The organism is Streptomyces sp. TLI_185 (assembly GCF_003814765.1).
Taxonomy (GTDB): domain Bacteria; phylum Actinomycetota; class Actinomycetes; order Streptomycetales; family Streptomycetaceae; genus Streptomyces.
In genome coordinates, this window is the sequence record NZ_RKRB01000001.1 from 4,419,097 (window position 1) to 4,443,447 (window position 24,351).

Consider the following 24,351-nt stretch of genomic DNA (forward strand, 5'->3'; position numbering starts at 1 on the left):
TAGGCTCGGGTCCTGACCGGTGACAGCACCGTCAGGGCCCGCTCCCATGTCCCCCAAGAAACGCCCCGGTATCCTGCGGTTGTCCCCACCCACTCCACAGCCGAAGGGCAACCCCGTGAGCGCCATTCGCCCGGCAGCCGTCGTCGTTCTCGCAGCGGGTGAGGGCACCCGTATGAAGTCGGCCACACCCAAGGTCCTGCACGAGCTCTGCGGCCGCAGCCTCGTGGGGCATGTGCTCACCGCCGCCCGTGAGTTGGAGCCCGAGAACCTCGTCGTCGTGGTCGGGCACGCCCGTGAGAAGGTCACCGCCCACCTCGCCGAGACCGACCCCGCCGTACGCACCACCGTGCAGGCGCAGCAGAACGGCACGGGTCACGCCGTACGTATCGCCCTGGACGAGCTCGGCGGCAGTGTCGACGGGACTGTTGTCGTCGTGTGCGGCGACACCCCCCTGCTCACCGGTGAGACGCTCCAGCAGCTCGCCGCCACCCATTCCGCCGACTCCAACGCCGTCACCGTGCTGACCGCCGAGGTCCCGGACGCCACCGGTTACGGCCGGATCCTGCGCGACGAGGCGACCGGTGCCGTCACCGAGATCGTCGAGCACAAGGACGCCACCGAGACGCAGCGCGCGATCCGTGAGATCAACTCCGGGGTGTTCGCGTTCGACGGTCTGCTCCTGGCCGATGCGCTGAAGAAGGTTCGTACGGACAACAGCCAGGGCGAGGAGTACCTGACCGACGTCCTCGGGATTCTCCGTGAGGCCGGTCATCGTGTCGGGGCTTCCGTGACTGCCGATCACCGTGAGATCGCCGGGATCAACAACCGTGTGCAGCTGAGTGAGGCCCGCCGCATCCTGAACGACCGGCTGCTGACCAGCGCCATGCTCGCCGGCGTCACTGTCATCGATCCGGCGACGACGTGGGTCGACGTCACCGTCACCTTCGAGCAGGACGCCGTCGTCCACCCGGGTACGCAGCTGCACGGCTCCACGCATGTCGGTGAGGGTGCGGAGGTCGGGCCCAACTCTCGTCTCACCGACACTCGGGTGGATGCCGGGGCTCGTGTCGACAACACGGTGGCCGACGGTGCTCATGTGGGGCCGCAGGCGAAGGTGGGCCCGTTCGCTTATCTCCGTCCGGGGACGCGTCTGGGTGCGAAGGGCAAGATCGGTACGTACGTGGAGACGAAGAACGCCTCGATCGGCGAGGGGACGAAGATCCCCCATCTCTCCTACGTCGGTGACGCGACGATCGGTGACTACACCAACATCGGTGCTGCCAGCGTGTTCGTGAACTACGACGGTCAGGAGAAGCACCACTCGACTGTCGGGTCGCATTGCCGGACGGGTGCGGACAATATGTTTGTGGCTCCTGTCACTGTCGGGGATGGCTCGTACACCGCCGCGGGGTCCGTGATCACGAAGGATGTGCCGGCCGGTTCGTTGGCTGTGGCCCGTGGTCAGCAGCGGAATATCGAGGGTTGGGTGGTTCGTAAGCGTCCGGGGAGTGCGGCGGCGCAGGCGGCCGAGGCGGCGTCTCGGCAGGTCGAGAGCGAAGACTGACCGGAAACGGGTGCGCCGGACACGGCGTACCGTGATAGATGCACACCCAGTTGAGACACCTCTGAGGAGACAGCTGTGACCGGGATCAAGACGACCGGCGAGAAGAAGATGATGTTCTTCTCCGGCCGCGCCCACCCCGAGCTTGCCGAGGAGGTCGCCCAGCAGCTGGGGGTCGGCGTCGTCCCGACGAAGGCTTTCGACTTCGCGAACGGTGAGATCTACGTCCGCTATCAGGAGTCGGCGCGTGGCGCGGACTGTTTTGTGATCCAGAGCCATACTGCTCCGATCAACCAGTGGATCATGGAGCAGTTGATCATGATCGACGCGCTGAAGCGTGCGTCGGCCCGCTCCATCACGGTGATCGTGCCGTTCTACGGTTACGCGCGGCAGGACAAGAAGCACCGTGGTCGTGAACCGATTTCGGCGCGGCTGGTGGCTGATCTGATGAAGACGGCGGGTGCGGACCGGATCCTGACTGTGGATCTGCACACGGACCAGATTCAGGGCTTCTTCGACGGGCCTGTGGACCATCTCTTCGCTCTTCCGCTGCTTGCGGACTACGTGGGCCGGAAGGTCGACCGGGACAAGTTGACGGTGGTCTCGCCGGATGCGGGTCGGGTGCGGGTGGCGGACCGGTGGTGTGACCGTTTGGGTGCGCCGCTGGCGATCGTGCACAAGCGGCGTGACAAGGACGTCGCGAACCAGGTCACCGTCCACGAGGTCGTGGGTGAGGTGAAGGGTCGGGTGTGTGTGCTGGTCGACGACATGATCGACACGGGTGGCACCATCTGTGCGGCGGCTGATGCGCTGTTCGCGCACGGCGCGGAGGATGTCATCGTGACGGCGACGCACGGCGTGCTCTCGGGCCCTGCCGCGGACCGGTTGAAGAACTCGCGGGTGAGTGAGTTCGTGTTCACGAATACGCTGCCGACGCCGGCTGAGCTGGGCCGGGACCTGGACAAGATCACGGTGTTGTCGATTGCGCCGACGATTGCGAGTGCGGTGCGTGAGGTGTTCGAGGATGGTTCGGTGACGAGCCTGTTCGACGAGCAGTAAGGGTTCTGCGCCGGGGGCGTTGCCTCTGGCGGAGATCGTTTTGGGTGTGGCCTCCTTGGCCGAGTAGACTGCTGCAGTTGCTCGGCGAGGGAGGCCGTACCCGTTTTTGGCGGGGTATGGCTGTCCGTTATCGACGCGCTCTTCGTAGCAGGCCGTTCGTGGCCGGGTGACCACGTCCGTTTCTGTTTTCCACGAGGAGTGATCATGTCCGAGGTCAAGATCTCCGCTGAGTCCCGTACCGAGTTCGGTAAGGGTGCGGCCCGTCGTATCCGTCGTGACAGCAAAGTTCCCGGTGTCCTGTACGGCCACGGTTCGGACCCGCTGCACCTGACCCTTCCTGGTCACGAGCTGCTGCTTGCGCTGCGTACGCCGAACGTCCTGATCGCTCTGGACATCGACGGCAAGACGAACGAGCTGGCGATCCCGAAGTCGGTTCAGCGTGACCCGATCAAGGGCTTCCTGGAGCACGTCGACCTGCAGCTGGTGAAGCGCGGCGAGACCGTCACGGTCGAGATCCCGGTGCACACCGAGGGCGAGCTGGCGCCGGGTGGCAACCTGCTGGAGCACGTGCTGAACGCGCTGCCGGTCGAGGCCGAGGCCACGCACATCCCGGAGTCCGTCACGGTGTCCGTCGAGGGTCTGGCGGCGGGTGCCTCCGTCCTGGCGAAGGACATCACGCTGCCGAAGGGCACGACGCTGGCCGTCGAGGAGGACGCTGTCGTCCTGCAGGTTCTGGCCGCGCAGGCGGAGGAGGCTGCTGAGGGCGAGGAGGCCGCGGGCGAAGAGGTCGCCGAGGCCTGATCCTCACCCCGTTCGACCGTTTGTCAGCCGCTGTTCCCGTACGGGGCAGCGGCTGGCGCGTATCAAGGAGAGATGGACGTGACCAGCCCTGCCAATGGCCCCTGGCTTGTTGTGGGCCTCGGGAATCCTGGGCCCGAGTACGCCATGAACCGGCACAATGTCGGGTTCATGGTGGCCGATCTGCTGGCCGAGCGGATCGGGGGGAGGTTCAAGCGGGCGGGCAAGGCGCAGGCGCAGGTCGTGGAGGGGCGGATCGGGCCTCCGGGGCCGGCGAACCGGCGGGTGATTCTGGCGAAGCCGATGTCGTACATGAATCTCTCCGGCGGCCCGGTCAATGCTCTGCGGGACTTCTACAAGGTGCCGGTGGCGAACGTGGTGGCTGTGCATGACGAGTTGGACATCGACTACGGCGCTCTTCGTCTCAAGCTCGGTGGTGGGGACAACGGGCACAACGGGTTGAAGTCGATGACGAAGGCGTCCGGGGCGGATTATCACCGGGTGCGGTTCGGGATCGGGCGGCCTCCGGGTCGTATGCAGGTTGCTGATTTTGTGCTGAAGGATTTCTCCTCTGCCGAGCGCAAGGAGTTGGACTACTTCGTGGACCGGGCGGCGGATGCGGTGGAGTGTCTGGTGATCGAGGGGTTGGAGCGGGCGCAAAGCACGTACAACTCCTGACTTGTCCCCCACCGGAGTTGACCTGGTGTGGGGGCATGGCCAATGATCCCGGCCATGTCTGCCACTGCCGCCTCGTCCCGTCAGGTTTCGCGCCGGGCCTCGGTTGCCGCGTTGCGGTTCGGGCGGTTTGCGGCGATGGGTGTGGTTGCGGTGCTGATTCTGATCGCCGGGGTGTGGGCGTCATGGCGGACGGCTCCGTATGTGATGCTCACGAAGGGGCGGGAGCGCGGCACGATCGAGGTGGCGCGGTGCGGGGACGATTCGTGTACGGGTCGCTATACGCCGATTTCGCAGGGTTCTTCCGTTCGGGACCGGGTCTTCATCGAGAAGACGGTCGCGGTGCGGAAGGGGCAGACGTACACGGTGGTGGTGAAGCCGGGCAGCGATGAGGTCGTGCGGTCGGGGCCGGCGGGGATCCTTTATGCGTGGGTTCCGTTCGGTGGGGCGTTGCTGCTGGCTTCGGTGGTGGTGGCCGGGGGGCTGGGGCGGACGCGGGCCGGGTGGGTCATGGCGGGGTCGGGAGTCGTGTTGCTGACGGCAGCTTTCGTGACTATCTGACGGCTTTTCCCGTTCTCCTTCTTGTGGAGAATCCGAACGTTGTGTGTTCGTGATTGACCTTGGGTCAGGTCTGGCTGGATGCTGAGCCGCCCCCTCCACATCTTCCCGTCCGTAACTCGAAGATGGACTGCCCCATGCGTACCCTCTCCCGCGCCGGCGCTCTGACCGCCGTCGCCGCGGCGGCGCTGTTCTCGGCGCCTGTTGCCGCTCACGCCACTGTTCCCGGTGACAACGGGACTGTGAAGATCCATGACGCCACCACCGGCGAGGAGCTGAAGCGGAACGAGCCTCACGTCTGCACGTTCTATCTGGACGCGTTCGGTTTTGACGCGGTCCAGCAGGTCGACTGGCACATCGAGGCCTGGGCTCCGACGGCCGATGTGAAGGGCGAGACGGTGAAGACCGGCGCCATCACGCTCGACTCCGAGGGTCATGGCCGTACGGAGAACCTGTCGCTGCCCGACGGGCACTACAAGCTGTTCTGGAACTTCGACGGTGAGAAGGGTGCCGCCAAGCACAAGGTGTTCTGGACGGACTGCGAGGACTCGGAGGGCGGCGGCAGCGGTTCGACGCCTTCCCCGTCGGCGTCTTCCTCGGCGTCTGCGTCTCCGTCTTCCTCTTCGTCCCCGTCGTCGCCCGGGTCTTCGTCTTCGTCCGGGTCTGCTTCCGCGTCGCCGCAGGGCGGTTCCGGCGGCGATCTGGCCGAGACGGGTAACGGCGCTCCGGTGGGTCTGCTCTCGGGTGTCGCCGCCGCGCTGGTGGCCGGTGGCGGTTACCTGGTGGTGCGTCGCCGCAAGGCCTGACGTACGGCATGAGGGTGCCCCCGGGCTTCGTACGAGCCCGGGGGCACCCTCATGTCCGGGTGCGTGGGGTCAGCCGGTGTTGCGCAGGCCGGCTGCCACGCCGTTGACGGTGAGCAGCAGGGCGCGGGCGAGCAGCGGGTCGGGCTGTTCGCCGGCGGCCGCGGCGTCGCGCTGGCGCTTGAGGAGGGTGACCTGGAGGTAGGAGATGGGGTCCAGGTAGGCGTCGCGGATGGTGAAGGTCTGCTTCAGCACGGGGGCGGCGTCGAGGAGTTCGTTCTCCCCGGTCACCTTGAGCACCTCGCGCACGGTGAGTTCGTGCTCGGCCTTGATGGTCTCGAAGACGTGCTTGAGTTCGTCGGGGACGAGGGTGTCGACGTAGTGGGCGGCGATGCGCAGGTCGGTCTTGGCGAGGGTCATCTCGACGTTGGAGATGAAGTTGCGGAAGAAGTGCCACTGTTCGTGCATCTCGTCGAGCACGCCCTCTCCTCCCAATGTTGCAGTCAGGCCCGCCTCGCGCAGTGCCTTCAGGCCCGATCCGACGCCGTACCAGCCGGGGACGATCTGCCGGGACTGGGTCCAGCCGAAGACCCAGGGGATGGCGCGGAGGCCGTCGAGCGAGACGCCGGAGCCGGGGCGGCGGGAGGGCCGGGAGCCCAGGTGCAGGTCGGCGAGCTGGTCCACCGGCGTCGACGCGAGGAAGTACGTCGGCAGGTCCGGGTCCTCGACGAGGGAGCGGTAGGCGGCGTGGGCGGCGTCGGAGATGACGTCCATGGCCGCGTCCCAGCGGGCGAGAGCCTCGTCGGACTGGCGGGGCGCGGTGTGCAGGGCGGAGGCCTGCAGGGTGGCGGCGACCGTCAGTTCCAGGTTCTCCCTGGCCAGGGAGGGGATGAGGTACTTGTCGGAGATGACCTCGCCCTGTTCGGTGACCTTGATCTCGCCTTCGAGGGTGCCCCAGGGCTGGGCGAGGATCGCGTCGTGGGAGGGGCCGCCGCCGCGTCCGACGGTGCCGCCGCGGCCGTGGAAGAGCCGCAGTCGTACGCCGTAGCGGTGGGCGACGTCGCGCAGTCGGCGCTGGGCGCGGTGGATCTCCCACTGGCTGGTGGTGATGCCGCCGAACTTGGAGGAGTCGGAGTAGCCGAGCATGACCTCCTGGACGTCGCCCCGGAGCGCGACCAGGCGCCGGTAGGACGGGTCGGAGAGCATGTCCTCGAGGATGGTGTCGGCGGCCTTGAGCTCGTCGGTGGTCTCCAGGAGCGGCACGATGCCGATCTTGGCCCAGCCGGCGTGCAGGTCGATCAGTCCGGCCTCGCGGGCGAGGACGGCGGCGGCGAAGACGTCGTCGGCGCCCTGGCACATGGAGATGATGTACGACTCGACGACCTCGGGTCCGAAGACCTCCAGGGCACGCTTGACTGTCTGGAAGACGCCGAGGGTCTTCTCGCCGGGTGCGTCCACGGGCGCCGGGGTGGGGGCCAGCGGCCGCCTCGACCTGAGCTCCTTGGCGAGGAGCTTGGCGCGGTAGTCGCGGGGCATGTCGGCGTAGCGCCAGGACTCCTCGCCGAGGCGGTCGAAGAGCTGGCCGAGGGCGTGGTGGTGGGCGTCCGCGTGTTCGCGTACGTCCATGGTGGCGAGCTGGAGGCCGAAGGCGGCGAGGGTGCGGATGGTGCGGTTCATGCGGCCGTCGGCGAAGAGGCCGCCGCGGTGCTCGCGCAGGGAGGTCTGGATGAGGGTGAGGTCCGTCAGGAGCTCGCTGGTGCCGAGGTAGTCGCGGCCCGTCTCGTGCGGGGTGCCCTTGGCGAGGCGCTGCTTGGTGTTCTCCAGCTTCTGCCGGATGCAGGTGGCCTTGAGGCGGTAGGGCTCCTCGGCGTTGAGGCGCTTGTAGCGGGGGCTGATCTCGGGGAGGCGTTCCAGGTCGGCCTGGAGGGAGTCGAGGAGTTCTTGGGTGGCGCCGGTGTAGCGGATGGAGTTCGACAGGAAGCCGCGCAGTTCGTCGATGAGCTCCAGGGCGTCGTTGATGCCGTGCTCGTGCTGGAGGATCAGGACGTCCCAGGTGACCTGGGGGGTGACGTTCGGGTTGCCGTCGCGGTCGCCGCCGATCCAGGTGCCGAAGGTGAGGGGGCGGGTGTCGTGGGGGAGCTTGACTCCCACTCGCTCCAGTTCTGCGGTGAGGTCTTCGAGGACGTCGCCGACCGCGCCGGCGTGGAGCTCGTCGAGGTAGTAGATGGCGTTGCGGGCCTCGTCGGCGGGCTCGGGGCGTACGACGCGCAGCTCGTCCGTCTGCCATACGAGGTCGATGTTCTCGGCCAGACGGGTGTCGTAGCGGCGGCGGTCGGCCTCGATGACCGGGGTCTCCAGGAGTGCTGCGATGCGCCGGAGCTTGTTGAGGACCGACCGGCGCGCGGCCTCGGTGGGGTGCGCCGTGAACACGGGGCGGACGTTGAGGTGGCGGACCGTCTGGCGCAGGTGTTCGGGGTCGGCGTCCTTCAGCCGGTCGGCGGTACGGGCCAGCAGGCCGCCCTCGGCGGCGCGCCGTTCGCGCAGTTCGCGGCCGCGGTGGACCTGCTCGGTGACGTTGGCCAGGTGGAAGTAGGTGGAGAAGGCGCGGACCAGCTTGGCCGCGGTTTCCAGTTCGGTGCCGCGCAGCAGTTCGGCGGCGGCCTCTCCGTCCTCGCGGGTGAGGCGGCGGACCTTTTCGACGAGTTCCAGCAGCTCGGGGCCCTCCTGCCTCACGAGGGTCTCGCCGAGGAGGTCTCCCAGCCGCCGGATGTCGGCGCGCAGTTCGTTGCTCGTCGTCGTGGTCTGGTCGTCGGCACTGCTCACAGGTGCGGCTCCTTGCAGTGTTGAAGCTCGTCCGGGAGGGGAACCCGGTGCCTGGGCCGCGCGGCGGGCGCCGCATACGGCCCTGAACATCCGGGAAAGGAATCAGAGCGGACCGCGCTGTCCGACCGACTCCAGGATAGGTGTCCATGCGGACGCGCATGATTTCGGGCTCTTGCCGCCGGGCGACTCGCTGCCATACTTACGACGCCGTAGGTTACGGAACCGTAGGGACCGTCGTAACGGAATCCGGGCACGGTTCCGTTGGCCGACCCGGCATCACTCTCACAACCCTCGACCCCACAGGGGACGCCCCATGACCACAAGCTCCGATGTGATCGACGACGCCCCGAAAGCGAACAACACCCCGCTCTCGGCAACCCTCGGCGGCGAAAAGAAAGGGTCAGTCGAGCAGCTCGCACTTCTCCTCTTCATCGTCGTCCCCTTCCTGGCGCTCCTCGCGGCGGTCCCGCTGGCCTGGGGCTGGGGCGTGAGCGGGCTCGACCTCGGCCTGATGGTCTTCTTCTACTTCCTCGGCTGCCACGGTGTGACGATCGGCTACCACCGCTATTTCACCCACGGCTCCTTCAAGGCGAAGCGCCCGCTGCGCATCGCACTCGCCATCGCAGGTTCGCTGGCGGTGGAGGGCCCGCTGGTGCGCTGGGTCGCCGACCACCGCAAGCACCACAAGTTCTCCGACGCGGAGGGCGACCCGCACTCCCCGTGGCGCTTCGGCGAGACGCTTCCGGCGCTGATGAAGGGCCTGTGGTGGGCACACATCGGCTGGATGTTCGACGAGGAGCGGACCCCTCAGGACAAGTACGCGCCGGATCTGATCAAGGACCCGGCGATCCGTGCGATCTCCCGCCAGTTCATCCTCTGGACGGCGCTGTCCCTGGCCCTGCCGGCGCTGATCGGCGGTCTGGTGACGATGTCCTGGTGGGGTGCGTTCACCGGCTTCTTCTGGGGCTCACTCGTTCGGGTGGCTCTGCTGCACCATGTGACCTGGTCGATCAACTCGATCTGCCATGCGGTCGGCAAGCGGCCCTTCAAGTCGCGCGACCGCTCGGGCAACGTGTGGTGGCTCGCGGTGCTGTCCTGCGGCGAGTCCTGGCACAACCTGCACCACGCCGATCCGACCTCGGCGCGGCACGGTGTGATGCGCGGCCAGCTGGACTCCTCGGCGCGCATCATCAGCTGGTTCGAGGCGTTCGGTTGGGCGTACGACGTGCGCTGGCCGTCACGCTCGCGTATCGATTCACGCCGTAACACCGGCCAGGACGGCTCTCAGCCCCGGAAGGAGTCGGCGAAGGCGGCATGATTGACGCCGTGGCGACCGACTCCAGCAGCACCCCGACGAATGAGAAGCCGCGGCGAGCGCGGCGCACCCGGATGACGGGGGCCGAGCGCCGTCAGCAGCTGCTCGAGATCGGTCGCACCCTGTTTGCCGCCAAGGGCTTCGAGGGCACGTCGGTGGAGGAGATCGCGGCGAAGGCCGGGGTGTCCAAGCCGGTGGTGTACGAGCACTTCGGCGGCAAGGAGGGGCTGTACGCGGTGGTGGTGGACCGTGAGATGCGGCGCCTGCTGGACATGGTGACCAGTTCCCTGACGGCCGGCCACCCCCGTGAGCTGTGCGAGCAGGCGGCGTTCGCGCTCCTGGACTACATCGAGGAGTACACGGACGGTTTCCGCATCCTGGTCCGTGACTCGCCCATCCCGCAGTCGACGGGTTCCTTCGCCTCGTTGATCTCGGACATCGCCACCCAGGTGGAGGACATCCTGGGCCGCGAGTTCAAGTCCCGCGGCTTCGACCCGAAGCTGGCCCCGCTGTACGCGCAGGCGCTGGTCGGCATGGTCGCCCTGACCGGCCAGTGGTGGCTGGACGTGCGCCGTCCGAAGAAGGCGGAGGTCGCGGCGCATCTGGTGAACCTGGCGTGGCACGGCCTTGACGGGCTGGAGGCCAAGCCGCACCTGATCGGGCGCCGGAAGAGCTGAGACAGACGGGCGGCGGGACCCGATGCGAGATCCCGCCGCTCGTTCCCACCCGTCAGTGCTTTCAGTGCTTGAAGACGTCCTTCGTCTTCTCCTTGGCCTGGCGTGCGTCGCCCTTGGCCTGCTCGCCCTTGCCCTTGGCCGTCATGCTCTCGTTGCCGACGGCGCGGCCCATCGTTTCCCTGGCCTTTCCCTTGGCCTGCTCTTTCTTCCCCTTGGCCTTCTGGTCCTTCGCCACCGTCGATCACTCCCGGTCAGGTTGGACTTCGGTGTCACCACGGCGAGTAACCGTCCCGGTGCGGCGCAAACCCGGGTCATCGCCCCGGCTCGAGGAACTCCAGCCGGTTTCCGACGGGGTCCTCGGAGTAGAAGCGCCGGTACCCCGGCAGGTTGTCGTCCCAGGTCACCGCAGCCCCATGCGCCTCGAGCCGGGCGGCGTACGTGTCGATGCCCTCCACCCGCAGCCCGGGATGTGCCTTCTTCGCGGGCCGACAGTGACATTTTCCGCCTCCGGCGGGGGCAGCCTCGATTCCCAGGTGGAGCTGCACGACTCCTGCCTGGAACCAGCACCCGCCCCGCGCCGCGAGCGCATGCGGCTTGGGGATCTCGGTCATCCCGAGGACGTCGACGTAGTACGCCCGCAGCCGGTCCTCGGAGCCGGGCGGTGCGGCGAGCTGGACATGGTCGACAGCGGTGATCATGTTCACGCCTCCTTGCGGGCGACGGCGAAGATCCGGCGGAAGGGGAACGCCGTACCGTGCGGTCCGGCCGGATAGGCCTCGCGCAGGGCCGTCCGGTACTCGTCCAGGAAGGCCTGCCGGGCCGCCGGGTCGTCGGCCAGGGCGGTGAGGACCGGTCTCAGGCCGGTGCCCTTCACCCAGTCGAGCACCGGGTCCTCGCCGGTCAGGAGGTGGACGTACGTCGTCTCCCAGACGTCGGCCGTGCAGCCGAGGGCGGTCAGCTGCTCCAGGTACCTCTCGGGCGCGAGGACGGCGTCGTCGTGGCGGAGGGTGTCGGCGAGGCGGTCCTTCCAGCGGGCGGAGTGGGCGAGTTCGCGCATGAGCCGGTGGCTGGGGGCGCCGAAGTTGCCGGGGACCTGGAAGGCGAAGGTGCCGCCGGGCTTCAGGCCCGCGATCCACTCCCCGAAGCGCTGTGCGTGGCCGGGGACCCACTGGAGGGTGGCGTTGCTGACGATCAGGTCGTACGGCTGTGCGGGCGCCCAGGTGCGTGCGTCGGCGGGGGCGAAGTCGAGGCGGCCTCCGCCGGGGGTGGGGCCGGCGTGGTCGACGTGCGCCTTGTCGAGCATCTCGGGCGAGTTGTCGTAGCCGGTGATGTGGGCGGCGGGCCAGCGGTCCGCGATCAGGACGGTGACGTTGCCGGGGCCGCAGCCGAGGTCGGCGATGCGGGGTGGGTCGGTGGGCAGGGCCGCGATGCGGGCGAGGAGGTCGGCGAAGGGGCGGGCGCGGTGGTCGGCGTGGCGGAGGTACTGGGTGGGGTCCCAGGTGGGGGTGCTCATGTCTCCTACCTTCCCCGCGCACTTCTCTTGATGTCAAGAGACTTGACATCAAGAGACTTCACATCGACACAACCACTACACTGATCGTCATGGAGGACGAGGTCGATCGACTGGTCTCAGCGTGGCGCCGGGAGCGTCCGGACCTCGACGTGGAACCGCTCGAGGTGCTCAGCCGGGTGAGCAGACTGGCCCGGCACCTGGACCGGGCGCGCCGGCTGGCCTTCGCCGAGCACAGCCTGGAGCCCTGGGAGTTCGACGTGCTGACGGCGCTCAGGCGCGCGGGCACGCCGTACCAGCTCTCACCGGGGCAGCTGCTGACGCAGACCCTGGTCACCTCGGGCACGATGACGAACCGCATCGACCGCCTGGCGAAGAAGGGCCTGGTGGAGCGGCTGCCCGACCCGAGCGACCGCCGCGGTGTGCTGGTGCGGCTGACGGACGAGGGCCGGGACCGCGCGGACCAGGCCCTGGCCGGACTGCTCGACCAGGAGCGCGCGATCCTCGCCGAGCTGTCGCGTGCCCAGCGCGGTGAACTCGCGGGGTTGCTACGCCAGCTGACCGCCCCGTTCGACAACATCCCCGGCTAGGCGCTCCGCTGGGAGGGCCGTTTGGGCAGTGCCGCGGCAGGTCGTCGTTCGGCTGCGGCGCCGCTGTGGCTGGTCGCGCCCACGCGGCGGTAGCCGCACATCGACACAGGCCCGCGCCCCTTTACGGCGTGGCTGCCCACGGACGTTGATCAGGCGCCGTTGCTCCCCTACGCCAGTTGACCGCCCCGCTCGACAACGTCCCCGGCCAGGTCGACCGGTCCCACGCCTGCGCGGCGCGCGAGGGCGACGGCTGCCAGCGTCGAGTGGACGCCCAGCTTGCCCAGAACGTTCTGCATATGGGTGCGGACGGTGTGCGGGGAGAGGAACAGGCGCTCGGCGACGGCCTTGCGCCCCAGCCCGGCGACCATGCACCTCAGAACTTCCCGCTCCCTCGGCGTGAGGGACTCCACCAGCCGCTCGCTCTCGGTGCGGTGCTTGCGCGCGGCCGTCAACTCCCTGAGGACGCCCGTCAGCAGGGCGGGCGGCAGATGTGTCTCGTCGCGCAGGACGCCCCGGATGACATTGAGCAGCCGGGACAGCGAGCAGTCCTTGGCGACCCAGCCGGAGGCCCCGGCCTGCAGGGCGAGCGCGGCGCGCCGCGGATCGTCCTTCTCGGCGAGGACGACGATCCGCACGCCGGGCTGCCCGGACCGCACGCCGGCGACCAGGGAGATCCCGTCGACGAGCCCGTCCTCATTGCCTTCCTGGACGGGCACGGCGGGCCGTACGCCCGGCACATTGCCCCCCAGGTCGGAGTCGACGAGCAGCACGTCGAACCGGCGGCCCTCGGCTGCCGCACGCTCCAGACTGCGCAGCGCGGCGGGACCGCTGCCGGCCGCGGAGACGTCGACATCGGGCTCGGCCGCAAGAGCGGCGGCGAGCGACTCGGCGAAGATGCGATGGTCGTCGACGACCAGGACTCGGATGCGAACCACGAAACCCCCTTCCCCAAGCTCTCCAAGAGCAGGGGATACCCCATTGTCGGGAGACGGCACGGGCGCAGGTACGGCGCCCGAAGCATCCCAGGTCGTCTGTGACCACCTGGGACCGGAACGGCACACCGCACGGCCGCCGCCGTGCGGAACTGCTACCCCCACTTCGGGCGTCGTACCCGACTGTCTCGCCCCCTGATCGGCACCGGCCCCCACCGGTGCTGTTCATCAGGGTACGGCCGGGGGCCAGGAGCGGAAGGTAATTTGCAGAACTGGCTGGCCGGCGCGTTTATCGTGAGCCGCATGTTTCGTCTTGAGACAGAAGTCGACAGGACCCGGCGCGATCTTCTCCGTTCCCGGCTGCGGGACACCAACACGAAGGCCTCCCCCGTGCTGCGCGCGCTGCGCGGCACCCCGGCCGAACGTGAACGTCCGCTCCACGTCTGGGTGTTGGACGAGCGGGACGAGCTGGCCGCGGGCCTGGTGGGCCACACCTGGACGACGTGGCTGCACGTCGCCTACCTGTGGGTGGACGAGCGATGGCGGGGCGCGGGTCTGGGCTCACGGCTGCTGGCGGAGGCGGAACGGATCGCCCACGACGAGCGGGGCTGCACGTCGGCCCGGCTGGAGACCTGGGACTTCCAGGCGCCGGGGTTCTACAAGAAGCGGGGGTACGAGGTGGTGTGCGTGATCCCCGACTATCCGCCGGGGATCACGGAGTACACCTTGACGAAGCAGCTGGGGTGACACCAATCAGCCCGTCGTGGGGGTCCCCCCGCCCGAGCGAAGCCGAGAGTGGGGGAGTTTGAGGACGAGGCCGTTCAGGCCGAAGCAGGGGTCTGGGGGCGGCAGCCCCCAGAGAGGCCTCAGCTCAAGCGCCGCGCACCTGCCGAAGGCACCGCCTCGAACACCCTCGGAGCCGTGTAACCGCCGGAGGCAAATGCCTCCTCGACCGCCTTGGTGATGGTGTCCACGTCGGACGCCTCCGCCAGGACGATCGCCGAGCCGCCGAAGCCGCCGCCGGTCATGCGGGCGCCGAGGGCGCCGGAGGCGAGGGCCGTGTCGACGACCAGGTCCAGTTCGGGGCAGGAGATCCGGAAGTCGTCGCGCAGAGACGCGTGGCCGGCGATCAGAACGGGGCCGATCGCCCGGGTCTGGCCCGCCTCCAGCAGGGAGACGACCTTCTCCACCCGCTCGTCCTCGGTGACGATGTGGCGGACCAGGCGGACCGCCTCCTCGTCGTCGCCGAGACGGGCGAGGGCCGCGTCCAGGTCGGCGTAGGGGACGTCCCGCAGCGCGTCGACGCCCAGCAGCGCCGCGCCCCGCTCGCAGCCCGCGCGGCGCTTGCCGTACTCGCCGTCGCTGTGGGCGTGCTTGACGCGGGTGTCCACGACCAGCAGCCGCATGCCCTCCGCGGCCAGGTCGAAGGGGATCTGCTTCTGGGAGAGGTCGCGGGTGTCGAGGAAGAGTGCGTGGCCCTCCTCGCAGCAGGCGGAGGCCGTCTGGTCCATGATGCCGGTGGGGGCGCCGACGTAGACGTTCTCGGCGCGCTGGCACAGGCGGGCCAACTGCCAGCGCTGCAGGCCCAGTTCGAAGAGGTCGTTCAGCGCGAGGGCCACGACCACCTCGAGCGCCGCCGAGGAGGACAGGCCCGCGCCGGACGGGACCGTCGACGACAGGTGGATGTCCGCGCCGGTGACCGCGTGGCCGGCCTCGCGCAGGGCCCAGACGACACCCGCCGGGTAGGCCGTCCAGTTGCGGTCCGACTCCGGGGTCAGCTCGTCGAGGCGCAGCTCCACGACCTCGCCCTCGACGTCCGCCGAGTGCAGGCGCAGGACGCCGTCCGTGCGGCGCGAGACCGCCGCCACCGCCGTGTGCGGCAGCGCGAAGGGCATCACGAAGCCGTCGTTGTAGTCGGTGTGCTCACCGATGAGGTTGACGCGGCCCGGCGCCGACCAGACACCTTCGGGCGCGGCTGCGTAGAGCTCCACGAAACCGTCCCGCACCTGCTGTGCCTGCACTACTGCTCCCTTGCGATGTACTGCGCGAACTCCCACGCATCCGCGACGATTCCCGCGAGGTCCGCGCGGGACGGGTTCCAGCCCAGCTTCTCGCGGGCCGTGGCGGCCGAGGCCACCAGGACCGCCGGGTCACCGCCGCGGCGCGGGGCCACGACCTCCGGGATCGGGTGGCCGGTGACCTGCCGGACCGTCTCGATGACCTGGCGGACCGAGAAGCCCTCGCCGTTGCCCAGGTTGCAGATGAGGTGCTCGCCGGGGGTGGCGGCCTGCAGCGCGAGCAGGTGGGCGTCGGCGAGGTCCGCGACGTGGATGTAGTCACGGACGCAGGTGCCGTCCGGGGTCGGGTAGTCGTCGCCGAAGACGGAGATCGCGTCCCGCCTGCCCTGCGCGACCTGCAGCACCAGCGGGATCAGGTGCGACTCGGGGTCGTGGCGCTCGCCCTGCTTGCCGTAGGCGCCCGCCACGTTGAAGTAGCGCAGCGAGACCGCGCCCAGGCCGTGGGCCGCCGCCTCGCCCGTGATCATGTGGTCGACGGCGAGCTTCGAGGCGCCGTAGGGGTTGGTCGGCGAGGTGGGCGCCGACTCGACGATCGGGACCTCCTCCGGCTCGCCGTACGTGGCGGCCGTGGAGGAGAAGACCAGCTTGCGGACGCCCGCCTCGCGCATCGCGCCGAGCAGCGCCATGGTGCCGGCGACGTTGTTGTCCCAGTACTTCTCGGGCTTCACGACCGACTCGCCGACCTGCGAGAACGCGGCGAAGTGCAGGACCGCGTCGTAGGAGGAGTCCAGCCATTTGGCGGCGTCGCGGATGTCGCCCTCGATGAAGGCGGCGCCCGCCGGGACCCCCTCGCGGAAGCCGGTCGTCAGGTTGTCCAGGACCGTGACCTCGTGGCCCGCCTCCAGCAGATGCTGGGCGACCACGCTGCCCACATAGCCCGCGCCCCCGGTGACCAGGTACTTACCGCTCATCAACTCGCTACCTCTCGCAGTCGCTCGGCCGCGCGCTCCGGCGGCACGTCGTTGATGAACACACTCATGCCGGACTCGGAACCCGCGAGGAACTTCAGCTTGCCGGAGGTTCGGCGGATGGTGAAAAGCTCGAGGTGGAGCGCGAAGTCGTCACGGTTGACGCCCTCGAACTCCTCCAGCGCACCGAACGGGGCCTGGTGCCAGGCCGCGATGTAGGGCGTGGGCGGTTCACCTTCGCCGAAGATCCGATCGAAGCGCCTCAAGAGTTCCAGATAGACCTTGGGGAACTCTGTGCGCGCCTCCTCGTCCAGACCGAGCAGGTCGGGCACGCGGCGCTTGGGGTACAGGTGCACCTCGTACGGCCAGTGCGCCGCGTACGGCACGAACGCCAGCCAGTGTTCACTCTCCAGGACGACACGCTCACCGGCGAGTTCGCTCTGCAGGACGTGGTCGAAGAGGTTCTCCCCGCCCGTCGCCTCCTTGTGCTGGGCGACCTGGCGCAGCATCAGGGCGGTGCGGGGCGTCGTGAACGGGTACGCGTAGATCTGGCCGTGCGGATGTCCGAGCGTCACGCCGATCTCCGCGCCCCGGTTCTCGAAGCAGAACACCTGCTCCACGGAGGGGAGATGCGACAGCTCGGACGTACGGTCCGTCCATGCCTCCAGGACCAGCGCCGCCTGCTCCTCGGTGAGGTCGGCGAAGGACGCGTTGTGGTCGGAGGTGAAGCAGACGACCTCGCAGCGGCCCGAGTCGCCGGCCAGGGAGGGGAAGCGGTTCTCGAAGACGACCACGTCGTACGACGAGTCCGGGATCTCGCTCAGTCTGCCGTCCCGGGAGGGGCACAGCGGGCACTCGTCGGCCGGCGGGTGGTAGGTGCGGCCCTGGCGGTGCGAGGCGACGGCGATCGCGTCGCCGAGCAGCGGGTCACGGCGGATCTCGGAGGTCGTGACGGTCCGCTCCAGCGGCCGGTGGTCCACCGCGTCGCGCACGTTGTCGTCGCGCAGGTCGTAGTAGATCAACTCGCGACCGTCGGCCAGGCGGGTCGAGGTCTTCTTCACTGCGGACTCCCTATTCGAGCCACATCAATCATCAAACAGAACCAAACACATTGGAACATCGCCCCCTCACATCCGTCAACATCACAATCCAACAAAGAGCATCAACAGAAGTGTTCAGATATTGAACACGGAGGCGTAGGTTCCGCTCTGTATCAGTTCACGCGACGAAGCGAGTACTTATGCAAACCCCCACATACCAGGCCATGAACCTGGCCGCCGAGCTACGACTCCCCACGAACGGGCTCGACTACGCGATCCTCGCCATCTACTTCGCCGTGGTCCTCGGCATCGGATTCGCCGCCCGCAGATCGGTGAAGACCAGCCTCGACTTCTTCCTCTCGGGGCGCTCCCTGCCCGCCTGGATCACCGGTCTCGCGTTCATCTCGGCCAACCTGGCCGCCACCGAGATCCTGGGCATGGCCGCGAACAGCGCGCAGTACGGCGCCTACACCGTGCACTGGTACTGGATCGGCGCCATCCCCGCCATGGTCTTCCTCGGCCTGGTGATGATGCCCTTCTACTACGGAAGCAAGGTGCGCTCGGTCCCCGAGATGCTGCTGCTCCGTTTCGACAAGTGGGCACATCTGCTCAGTTCGATCCTGTTCGCGTTTGCCGCCATCCTGATCGCCGGTGTGAACCTCTACGCCCTCGCCATCGTCGTCGAGGCGCTGCTGGGCTGGCCGCAGTGGGTGGCGATCGTGGTCGCCGGCGCCTTCGTGCTGGCGTACATCACGCTCGGCGGCCTGTCGTCGGCGATCTACAACGAGGTGCTGCAGTTCTTCGTGATCCTCGCGGCACTGATCCCGATCGTGGTGCTGGGCCTGAAGAAGGTCGGCGGCTGGGGCGGACTGACCGACAAGCTCACCGCGAGCCACGGCGCGAACTTCACCACGGCGTGGGGAGGCACCGGCATCGGCAGCAGCAACCCGCTCGGCGCCAACTGGCTGACCATCGTGCTCGGCCTCGGCTTCGTGCTGTCCTTCGGCTACTGGACGACGAACTTCGCCGAGGTGCAGCGCGCCCTGTCCGCGAAGAACCTCTCCGCCGGGCAGCGCACCCCGCTGATCGCCGCGTACCCGAAGATCTTCATCGTGTTCCTGGTGATGATCCCGGGCCTGGTCGCCGCCGCGATCGTCCCCGGCTTCGGCACCACCAAGTCGGGCTACCAGTACAACGACGCCATCCCCTACCTGATGCAGGAACTGCTGCCCAACGGCGTCCTCGGCATCGCCGTGACCGGACTGCTCGCCGCCTTCATGGCGGGCATGGCGGCCAACGTGTCGTCCTTCAACACCGTGTTCACCAACGACATCTGGGCCCGGTACGTGGTCAAGGGCCGCGAGGACGCATACTACGTCCGCTTCGGCCGCCTGATCACGGTGATCGGCGTCTGCGCCTCGGTCGGCACGGCCTTCCTGGCCTCGTCGTTCTCGAACATCATGAGCTACCTCCAGACGCTGTTCTCCTTCTTCAACGTGCCGATGTTCGTCGTCTTCATCGTCGGCATGTTCTGGAAGCGCGCGTCCGCGAAATCCGGCTTCTGGGGCCTGCTCGCCGGCACCGTGGCCGCGATGGTGAACTACTTCGTGATCTACAAGAGGGGCATCATCGACATCCCCTCCGACCAGGGCGCCAACTTCGTCTCCGCGATCGTCGGCTTCGTCGCCGGCGCGGTGGTGATGGTGGCCGTGTCCCTGTTCACCCGGCCCAAGCCGGCCGAGGAACTCCAGGGCCTGGTCTACGGCACCACCTCGCCCGGCATGTCCGAGCCGCCCGCCGCCGGCGACGACGCCTGGTACCGCAGGCCGGCCCTGCTGGGCTGGGGTGCGGTCGTCCTCGCTGCCGCCTGCTACATCCCGTTCTCGTTCTGAACGCGGGAGGATTGAAGAGTCATGTCTGAGTACTCCGGTTATTCCGAGAAGGACGTCCAGCGCGAGGTCACGGAGCTGCAGTCGCAGTCCGCTACCGCGGCCCGCATTTTTGACCTGCGGCGCATCATCGGCGGGCTGTTCGTGTTGTACGGCGTCATCGTGACGATCGCGGGGATCACCGATGATCAGGCCGCCATCGACAAGGCGCAGGGCGTCAACATCAATCTGTGGACCGGGATCGGGATGCTGCTGCTCGGTGTCTTCTTCCTGGTGTGGCTGAAGTTGCGGCCGACTCCGCCGCCGGTTCCTCCGGAGGGGGACGGGCAGGCGGAGTAGCGCCGTTGGACCTGCGGTCGTCTGCCGAATTCGGCACCATCGTGGCTGGTCGCGCCCACGCGGCGGAGCCGCATATCGACACAGCCCCGCGTCCCTTTGGGGCGCGGCTGAACCGCAGAGGACTTCGCCTGGCCTGGTGTAGGACACCTGCCGCACGCGGGCACGTGGGGGCCGGTCGCGCCCGCGCGGCGGAGCCGCATATTGATACAGCCCCGCGCCCCTTCGGGCGCGGTCAAACCGCAGCGGAGTTCGCGCACCCCGCTTAGGACGGCTGCTCCGGGGCCGAGTTCACCGGCCCCGCTCGGTCCAGTAGCCCCGTCCGTGCCGCCAGGGCCGCTGCCTCCAGGCGGGAGCCCACGCCCAGTTTCATCAGCACCCTCTGCACATGGGTGCGCGCGGTGCTCGGGGCGATGCCCATGCCGGCCGCGATCAGGCGGGTGTCCTCGCCGTCGGCGACCCGGACCAGGACCTCGACCTCCCTCGGGGTGAGCATCTGCAGCAGGCGCTGGCCCTCGTCGTCCGGTTGGGCGGCGGGATTCAGGAGCTCGTTGAAGGCTCCTTGCAGTAGCTGTGGGGCCACCGCCGCCTCGCCCGCCCTCGCCTTCATGATGGCGCGCTCGACGCCCTCTATGCGCTCGTCATGGCGTACGTAGCCCGAGGCACCGGCGGCGAAGGCGGCGGCTATGCCGCGCGGGCTCGGCACCGGGCCCAGGACCAGGACCGCCACCTGCGGACGCTCCCGTTTGATCTTCACCACCGGGTCGAAGATGCCCGGCTCGGCCGGTGTGGCCGTACCCAGGAGGCACACCTCCGGCGCACGGGTGATCACCAGCTCCGCCGCGCCGGCGGCAGGCGCCGCCGCGGCGAGCACCCGGTGCCCCCGCAGCTTCAATGCCGAGGCCAGCGCCTCGGCGAGCAGTCGGTGGTCGTCGACCACCATGAGCCGCACTCCCATCGAGCAACCCCCCAGTCCCCCCGATGGATCCCCATGAATGCCGCACTATGGATGCCCACCGGTCCGCGCGGACAGGAGCCCCCTCCCGGCTCCCCCGCTCTTCATGCCCCCGGAAGCTACACGCTTGTTCGACATTGCGCTCCCCCTACCGGTGAGAACTGCCCCTGATCGACGGAATTTCTGGCTTTCCGCGCATTCGAGGGTGATGGGCGGTACGCGCACGGCCCCGCCCCTGAGCTGGGACGGGGCCGTGGCCGCCGGGCAGTGGTTCAGCCGCCGGCGCCGAGCGCGAGCGCCAGGACCCTCTCCCCCGAGACCGAACTCGTCAGCTTGTCGGCGAACTTGCCGGCCAGGTACAGATGGCCCTGCGAGTAGAGGATCTCGGAGTAGTCGGGCGACATGGTGCCCTCCACATCCCGCACCGACCCCGCCGCCGGGTTCTCCAGCAGCTTGGTCTCCTTGAAGGAGCCGCCGTCGATGCTGACGACCTGGCCGCCCTTGTTGTACGGAGGGTGCTTGTACGCGATCACGTTGCCGCCGTCCATGCGCAGCGGGGTGATCGTGTAGCCGTCGCCGGCGTCGGCGCGCTGGCCGTTCTGTTTGCCGGTGGCCAGGTCGAACGCGACGATCTCGTTGGTCTGGCTGTAGTTCTCGGTGCCGTCGTGCTCCTCGGTGGGCAGGTACAGCCTGCCGTTGCCGACCGCGACACCGGTGCAGTGCTCGAGCTCCGAGATCGCGTCGCATTTGGCTGCGTATTCCTTGCCCGGCGCCGAGATCCGGGTGATGAGCTTGCCGGTCTTGTTGTCGATGGAGAAGAAGTCCGAGATCTCACTGCCGTCACCCGCGCTGTGGCCGACGTCGGCCGCCACGACCAGCGGGTTCGTCGACACGACGGAGGCGTACTCGATGCCCGTGGCCAGCTTGTACTCCGAGATCGTCTGCCCCGACTGCGGGTCGATGGTCTGGATGTGCAGCTGCGGATCGTTGAACGAGCCGCACTTGAGCACCGCGACCAGCTTCTCGCCGCCGCCGTACCCGGCGTCGATGCAGGTGTCCTTGGGCTTCGGGGCCCACAGCTGCCGGCCGCTGGAGAGGTCGAAGGCGACGCCTCCGTAGTCGCCGCCCGCGGCGACCGTGTTCGCGCTGACGGTGACGTTCTCGAAGGTCATCGCCCGGCCGCCGGAGCCGAGCGACTTCGTCCACAGCTTCCTGCCCGCGTCCAGGTCGAGCGCAGCGACCTGGCTGCACCCCTCCGACCTGCCCTTCGCCGGCATCCTGGGCTGGAAGACGACGGCCGTCCTGCCGTCGTCGGTGGTGTGCCGGCTGACCGTGCAGACCGGGCCGGGCAGCTTGACCGTCCACAGCTTGCTGCCCTTGTCGCGGTCGTACGCGATGATCTCGGCGACGCCGCTCTTCACATACGCCTTGTCCGTGAGCCACGAACCGGAGACGACGGTGGTGTCGTCGACCTTGGGCATCGGGACCTTGAACAGCAGCTGCGAGCCGGTGTGGGCGGGCACCTTCTCGTCACCCTTGGCCGTGCTGCCGCCGGTGCCCCCGGTGTCGCCGCCGCCGGTGCCGCCACTGGAGCTCGCAGTGTCGTTCTTGCCGTCGTCCTTGCCGGACGAGGCGTACCAGACTCCGCCGGCGACCAGCAGCGCGACGGCGAGGACCGCCGCGAGGATGATCACCGCCTGCGCGCTGCCCTTGCGCCCGCCGCCGGGCTGCCCGGTCTGCGCGTACGGCGGCGCGGGCGGCTGCGGGTAGCCGTAACCGGGCTGCTGGCCGTAGGGGTTCGGCGGCTGCCCGTAGGGCGGCGTGGGCTGAGCGTAGGGGTTGGGCTGCTGTGGCGGCAGGCCCTGGGGTGCCTGGGGCGGTTGAGGCGCCTGCGGGTAGCCGTACCCGGGCTGCTGCGGAGCCTGCGGTGCCTGGGGATAGCCGTATCCCGGCTGCTGCGGGGGCGGCTGGTCCTGGGGCGGGCCGAAGCCGCCCTGCTGCGGGGGCTGTTGGGGCGGCGGGGGCTGGGTCATGGCGTGGGTACCTCGTGAGCGCGCGGCGGGGACGACGGGTCCTGGGGAGAGGTCACTTGCCGTAGGCGAGCATCAACTTGCCCTTCGAGTCGTCGTTTCCGCTGATCCGGGTGGGCGAGAGGTAGAAGCGTCCGTCGACCCAGTCGAAGGCCTTGGTGAAGACGGCGCTCTCCAGGCCCGCCGTGCTCTGCGGGTTCTGCAGCAGCTTCACCGGCGTGTGGCTCGAGCCGCCCGTCGCGATCGACACGACCTGGCCGCCTGCGTCGTACGACGGCTGCACATAGGCGATGAGCCTGCCGCCCTCCACCTTGATCGGCAGCATCGACTCGTCCGCCGGGGACTTGACGCGCCACTTCTCCTTGCCGCTCGCGAGGTTGATCGCGACGATCTCGTTCGGCCCGGTGGTCGCATCGGTCGGCAGGTAGAGGGTGTTCGCGTCGGCCGTCACGCCCTTGCAGCCCTGCAGGTCACGTTCGAGGAGCGCCCAGCCGCACTGGGGGGCGAAGTTCTCGTCGAAGCCGACCTGGGAGCGGAACTTGCCGTGCGCGTCGAAGGTCGAGATGTTCCAGGCCTTCTTGTCCTGGTTGGTGCTGTAGACGACGAGCGGGTCGACGGAGTACGTCCGCGCGACCGACCAGCCCTTGTCGAACTTCTGCGTCCACTTGACCCTGCCGGTCGCCGGGTCCAGCTCCTGGATCTCGTCGTGCTCGTTCGGCTCGCTTGCCTCGCAGGTCGCGACGGAGATCATCCTGCTGCCGCCGGCGAACGCGGTCGGGAAGCAGGCACTGCCGTACTTCTTCTTGTCGAACAGCTTCTTTCCGCTGTCGATGTCGTACGCCACCGCGGACTGCGAGCGGCCCACCAGCACCGTCCGCCCGGTGATGGACAGCGAGATGTTGAGGGTGCTGTCGAACAGCGCGCCGTCGGCGAGCGTGCCGCTCCAGCCCTTGGCGCCGGTGCCCAGGTCGAGTTGCTGGAGCTGGTTGCACTTGGCGCGCTGGCCGGTGCCGCTCTCGTACGCCACCACGATCTTGTCGTCGGCCGACTTCTGCGGGGTGACCGCGCAGATCTTCTGCGGGAAGGTGACGGTGTCCCAGGCCGCACTGCCGTCGGCCACGTCGTAGGCGAAGACCTGCTTGTACGCCGCCTTCACGGCCGCCTTGTCGGTGATCCACATGCCGGGAGCCTCGGCGCCCGCACCGGGCGCGTCCGGGGGCGACTTGTACCAGAGCACCTTCGCCTCGCCCGTCTTGCGGCCCGAGTTGAAGCCCTCCGGGTCGGAACCGCCCCCGCTGCCACCGGAGCCGCCCGAGCCGGACGCGGTGGGCTTGGCGTCGCCGCTCTGCTCGGCGACCGGCTTCTTGTCGTCGTCCCCGCTCGTCACGGCGTAGACGGTGCCGCCGATGACGGCCAGCGCGGCCACGGCCGCCGCGACCACGAGGCCCGGCTTCCCCTTGAAGGGGTTGCCGGAGCCGGGCGGCGGGGTGCCGGGCGCGCCGGGGTACTGGGGCTGCGGCGGATAGCCGTAACCGGGCTGCGCGCCGTACGGGCCGGGCTGCTGCGGCTGACCGTACGGGCCGGGCTGGCCGTAGGGGCCGGGTTGGCCGTAGGGGCCGGGCTGTTGGGGATGGGCGACCGGCTGCCCGTACGGGCCCGGCTGCTGAGGTGCCTGAGGCGCCTGCGGTGCCTGGGGGTAGCCGTAGCCGGGCTGCGGTGGGGGCGGCGGGCCCTGGGGTGGTGGGGGCGGCGGGGCCCCGAATCCGCCCTGCGGCGGCTGGTTGGGCGGCTGGGTCATCAGCGCGTTCCCCCGT

Annotated in this window: 23 protein-coding genes; 12 read left to right on the plus strand and 11 right to left on the minus strand. The window is 68.9% G+C overall.

The window, feature by feature from the left end; all coding sequences use genetic code 11:
* Positions 1-115: 115 nt before the first annotated feature.
* From glmU to EDD92_RS20180, 6 genes are all read left to right on the plus strand, one after another.
* On the plus strand, positions 116-1,564 hold the full coding sequence (gene glmU / locus EDD92_RS20155; RefSeq protein WP_123965608.1) for a bifunctional UDP-N-acetylglucosamine diphosphorylase/glucosamine-1-phosphate N-acetyltransferase GlmU: 1,449 nt from the start codon (positions 116-118) through the stop codon (positions 1,562-1,564).
* Positions 1,565-1,639: 75 nt separating this feature from the next.
* Entirely contained in the window at positions 1,640-2,620 is a 981-nt protein-coding gene (locus EDD92_RS20160; protein WP_030941859.1) for a ribose-phosphate diphosphokinase, read from the plus strand.
* Positions 2,621-2,824: 204 nt separating this feature from the next.
* Positions 2,825-3,421: a 50S ribosomal protein L25/general stress protein Ctc gene (locus EDD92_RS20165; RefSeq protein WP_123965609.1), complete on the plus strand. Its 597-nt coding sequence runs from the start codon at positions 2,825-2,827 to the stop codon at positions 3,419-3,421.
* A 72-nt stretch (positions 3,422-3,493) separates the two neighbouring features.
* Complete coding sequence (gene pth / locus EDD92_RS20170; RefSeq protein WP_123965610.1) at positions 3,494-4,096, plus strand: aminoacyl-tRNA hydrolase; 603 nt, start codon at positions 3,494-3,496, stop codon at positions 4,094-4,096.
* A 42-nt stretch (positions 4,097-4,138) separates the two neighbouring features.
* On the plus strand, positions 4,139-4,654 hold the full coding sequence (locus EDD92_RS20175) for a hypothetical protein (RefSeq protein WP_123965611.1): 516 nt from the start codon (positions 4,139-4,141) through the stop codon (positions 4,652-4,654).
* 134 nt (positions 4,655-4,788) lie between these two features.
* On the plus strand, positions 4,789-5,457 hold the full coding sequence (locus EDD92_RS20180; RefSeq protein WP_123965612.1) for an LPXTG cell wall anchor domain-containing protein: 669 nt from the start codon (positions 4,789-4,791) through the stop codon (positions 5,455-5,457).
* Positions 5,458-5,526: 69 nt separating this feature from the next.
* On the opposite strand, the gene ppc is transcribed toward EDD92_RS20180, so the two are convergent.
* On the minus strand, positions 5,527-8,277 hold the full coding sequence (gene ppc / locus EDD92_RS20185) for a phosphoenolpyruvate carboxylase (protein ID WP_123965613.1): 2,751 nt from the start codon (positions 8,275-8,277) through the stop codon (positions 5,527-5,529).
* A gap of 313 nt (positions 8,278-8,590) precedes the next feature.
* Here ppc and EDD92_RS20190 point away from each other — a divergent pair, with 313 nt between their 5' ends.
* Both EDD92_RS20190 and EDD92_RS20195 read left to right on the plus strand, forming a co-directional pair.
* Positions 8,591-9,595, plus strand: a complete 1,005-nt coding sequence (locus EDD92_RS20190; protein ID WP_123965614.1) for a fatty acid desaturase — start codon at positions 8,591-8,593, stop codon at positions 9,593-9,595.
* The gene (locus EDD92_RS20195; RefSeq protein WP_030941872.1) at positions 9,592-10,269 is read left to right on the plus strand and encodes a TetR/AcrR family transcriptional regulator; all 678 of its coding nucleotides are present in this window, start codon (positions 9,592-9,594) and stop codon (positions 10,267-10,269) included. Before EDD92_RS20190 ends, EDD92_RS20195 begins: the two co-directional genes overlap by 4 nt.
* Before the next feature lie 61 nt (positions 10,270-10,330).
* Here the strand turns inward: EDD92_RS20195 and EDD92_RS20200 are convergent, their stop codons facing one another.
* From EDD92_RS20200 to EDD92_RS20210, 3 genes are all read right to left on the minus strand, one after another.
* Positions 10,331-10,504 carry a CsbD family protein gene (locus EDD92_RS20200; RefSeq protein ID WP_123965615.1) on the minus strand — a complete coding sequence of 58 codons (174 nt, stop codon included), beginning with the start codon at positions 10,502-10,504 and terminating at the stop codon, positions 10,331-10,333.
* Between the two features lie 76 nt (positions 10,505-10,580).
* The gene (locus tag EDD92_RS20205; protein ID WP_123965616.1) at positions 10,581-10,967 is read right to left on the minus strand and encodes a VOC family protein; all 387 of its coding nucleotides are present in this window, start codon (positions 10,965-10,967) and stop codon (positions 10,581-10,583) included.
* A 2-nt stretch (positions 10,968-10,969) separates the two neighbouring features.
* Positions 10,970-11,782 carry a trans-aconitate 2-methyltransferase gene (locus tag EDD92_RS20210; protein WP_123965617.1) on the minus strand — a complete coding sequence of 271 codons (813 nt, stop codon included), beginning with the start codon at positions 11,780-11,782 and terminating at the stop codon, positions 10,970-10,972.
* A gap of 89 nt (positions 11,783-11,871) precedes the next feature.
* Here EDD92_RS20210 and tamR point away from each other — a divergent pair, with 89 nt between their 5' ends.
* Positions 11,872-12,369 carry a MarR family transcriptional regulator TamR gene (gene tamR, locus EDD92_RS20215; RefSeq protein ID WP_123965618.1) on the plus strand — a complete coding sequence of 166 codons (498 nt, stop codon included), beginning with the start codon at positions 11,872-11,874 and terminating at the stop codon, positions 12,367-12,369.
* 167 nt (positions 12,370-12,536) lie between these two features.
* Here tamR and EDD92_RS20220 read toward each other — a convergent pair whose 3' ends face one another.
* Complete coding sequence (locus EDD92_RS20220) at positions 12,537-13,304, minus strand: response regulator transcription factor (protein ID WP_030941880.1); 768 nt, start codon at positions 13,302-13,304, stop codon at positions 12,537-12,539.
* Between the two features lie 288 nt (positions 13,305-13,592).
* Between EDD92_RS20220 and EDD92_RS20225 the strand changes: the two genes are divergently transcribed.
* A complete protein-coding gene (locus EDD92_RS20225) occupies positions 13,593-14,048 on the plus strand; it encodes an N-acetyltransferase (RefSeq protein WP_123970466.1) in 456 nt (151 codons plus the stop codon).
* A gap of 119 nt (positions 14,049-14,167) precedes the next feature.
* On the opposite strand, the gene galK is transcribed toward EDD92_RS20225, so the two are convergent.
* From galK to galT, 3 genes are read right to left on the minus strand one after another with little or no spacing between them, the layout of a single operon-like run.
* Entirely contained in the window at positions 14,168-15,322 is a 1,155-nt protein-coding gene (gene galK, locus EDD92_RS20230; RefSeq protein ID WP_123965619.1) for a galactokinase, read from the minus strand.
* The gene (gene galE, locus EDD92_RS20235; RefSeq protein WP_123965620.1) at positions 15,322-16,290 is read right to left on the minus strand and encodes a UDP-glucose 4-epimerase GalE; all 969 of its coding nucleotides are present in this window, start codon (positions 16,288-16,290) and stop codon (positions 15,322-15,324) included. Before galE ends, galK begins: the two co-directional genes overlap by 1 nt.
* A complete protein-coding gene (gene galT / locus EDD92_RS20240) occupies positions 16,290-17,348 on the minus strand; it encodes a galactose-1-phosphate uridylyltransferase (RefSeq protein ID WP_123965621.1) in 1,059 nt (352 codons plus the stop codon). The genes galE and galT overlap by 1 nt, the downstream gene beginning before the upstream one ends.
* A 179-nt stretch (positions 17,349-17,527) precedes the next feature.
* Here galT and EDD92_RS20245 point away from each other — a divergent pair, with 179 nt between their 5' ends.
* Positions 17,528-19,219 carry a sodium:solute symporter family protein gene (locus tag EDD92_RS20245; RefSeq protein ID WP_123965622.1) on the plus strand — a complete coding sequence of 564 codons (1,692 nt, stop codon included), beginning with the start codon at positions 17,528-17,530 and terminating at the stop codon, positions 19,217-19,219.
* Between the two features lie 21 nt (positions 19,220-19,240).
* Positions 19,241-19,555, plus strand: coding sequence for a hypothetical protein (locus tag EDD92_RS20250; protein ID WP_123965623.1), 315 nt, complete (start codon positions 19,241-19,243; stop codon positions 19,553-19,555).
* 262 nt (positions 19,556-19,817) lie between these two features.
* On the opposite strand, the gene EDD92_RS20255 is transcribed toward EDD92_RS20250, so the two are convergent.
* The 3 genes from EDD92_RS20255 to EDD92_RS20265 all read right to left on the minus strand — a co-directional run bounded on the left by EDD92_RS20255 (position 19,818) and on the right by EDD92_RS20265 (position 24,335).
* On the minus strand, positions 19,818-20,510 hold the full coding sequence (locus EDD92_RS20255) for a response regulator transcription factor (RefSeq protein ID WP_123965624.1): 693 nt from the start codon (positions 20,508-20,510) through the stop codon (positions 19,818-19,820).
* Between the two features lie 269 nt (positions 20,511-20,779).
* Positions 20,780-22,540 carry a PQQ-binding-like beta-propeller repeat protein gene (locus EDD92_RS20260; RefSeq protein ID WP_123965625.1) on the minus strand — a complete coding sequence of 587 codons (1,761 nt, stop codon included), beginning with the start codon at positions 22,538-22,540 and terminating at the stop codon, positions 20,780-20,782.
* Positions 22,541-22,592: 52 nt separating this feature from the next.
* Positions 22,593-24,335 carry a PQQ-binding-like beta-propeller repeat protein gene (locus EDD92_RS20265; RefSeq protein WP_123965626.1) on the minus strand — a complete coding sequence of 581 codons (1,743 nt, stop codon included), beginning with the start codon at positions 24,333-24,335 and terminating at the stop codon, positions 22,593-22,595.
* Positions 24,336-24,351 lie beyond the last annotated feature (16 nt).

Coding starts and splice junctions, on each gene's coding strand:
- EDD92_RS20190 (WP_123965614.1), top strand. CDS start 8,591: ATGACCACAAGCTCCGATGTGATCGACGACGCCCCGAAAGCGAACAAC.
- EDD92_RS20245 (WP_123965622.1), top strand. CDS start 17,528: ATGCAAACCCCCACATACCAGGCCATGAACCTGGCCGCCGAGCTACGA.
- EDD92_RS20195 (WP_030941872.1), top strand. CDS start 9,592: ATGATTGACGCCGTGGCGACCGACTCCAGCAGCACCCCGACGAATGAG.
- EDD92_RS20210 (WP_123965617.1), bottom strand. CDS start 11,782: ATGAGCACCCCCACCTGGGACCCCACCCAGTACCTCCGCCACGCCGAC.
- EDD92_RS20180 (WP_123965612.1), top strand. CDS start 4,789: ATGCGTACCCTCTCCCGCGCCGGCGCTCTGACCGCCGTCGCCGCGGCG.
- EDD92_RS20260 (WP_123965625.1), bottom strand. CDS start 22,540: ATGACCCAGCCCCCGCCGCCCCAACAGCCCCCGCAGCAGGGCGGCTTC.
- EDD92_RS20165 (WP_123965609.1), top strand. CDS start 2,825: ATGTCCGAGGTCAAGATCTCCGCTGAGTCCCGTACCGAGTTCGGTAAG.
- EDD92_RS20250 (WP_123965623.1), top strand. CDS start 19,241: ATGTCTGAGTACTCCGGTTATTCCGAGAAGGACGTCCAGCGCGAGGTC.
- EDD92_RS20255 (WP_123965624.1), bottom strand. CDS start 20,510: ATGGGAGTGCGGCTCATGGTGGTCGACGACCACCGACTGCTCGCCGAG.
- pth (WP_123965610.1), top strand. CDS start 3,494: ATGGACGTGACCAGCCCTGCCAATGGCCCCTGGCTTGTTGTGGGCCTC.
- EDD92_RS20175 (WP_123965611.1), top strand. CDS start 4,139: ATGATCCCGGCCATGTCTGCCACTGCCGCCTCGTCCCGTCAGGTTTCG.
- EDD92_RS20265 (WP_123965626.1), bottom strand. CDS start 24,335: ATGACCCAGCCGCCCAACCAGCCGCCGCAGGGCGGATTCGGGGCCCCG.
- tamR (WP_123965618.1), top strand. CDS start 11,872: ATGGAGGACGAGGTCGATCGACTGGTCTCAGCGTGGCGCCGGGAGCGT.
- EDD92_RS20205 (WP_123965616.1), bottom strand. CDS start 10,967: ATGATCACCGCTGTCGACCATGTCCAGCTCGCCGCACCGCCCGGCTCC.
- galE (WP_123965620.1), bottom strand. CDS start 16,290: ATGAGCGGTAAGTACCTGGTCACCGGGGGCGCGGGCTATGTGGGCAGC.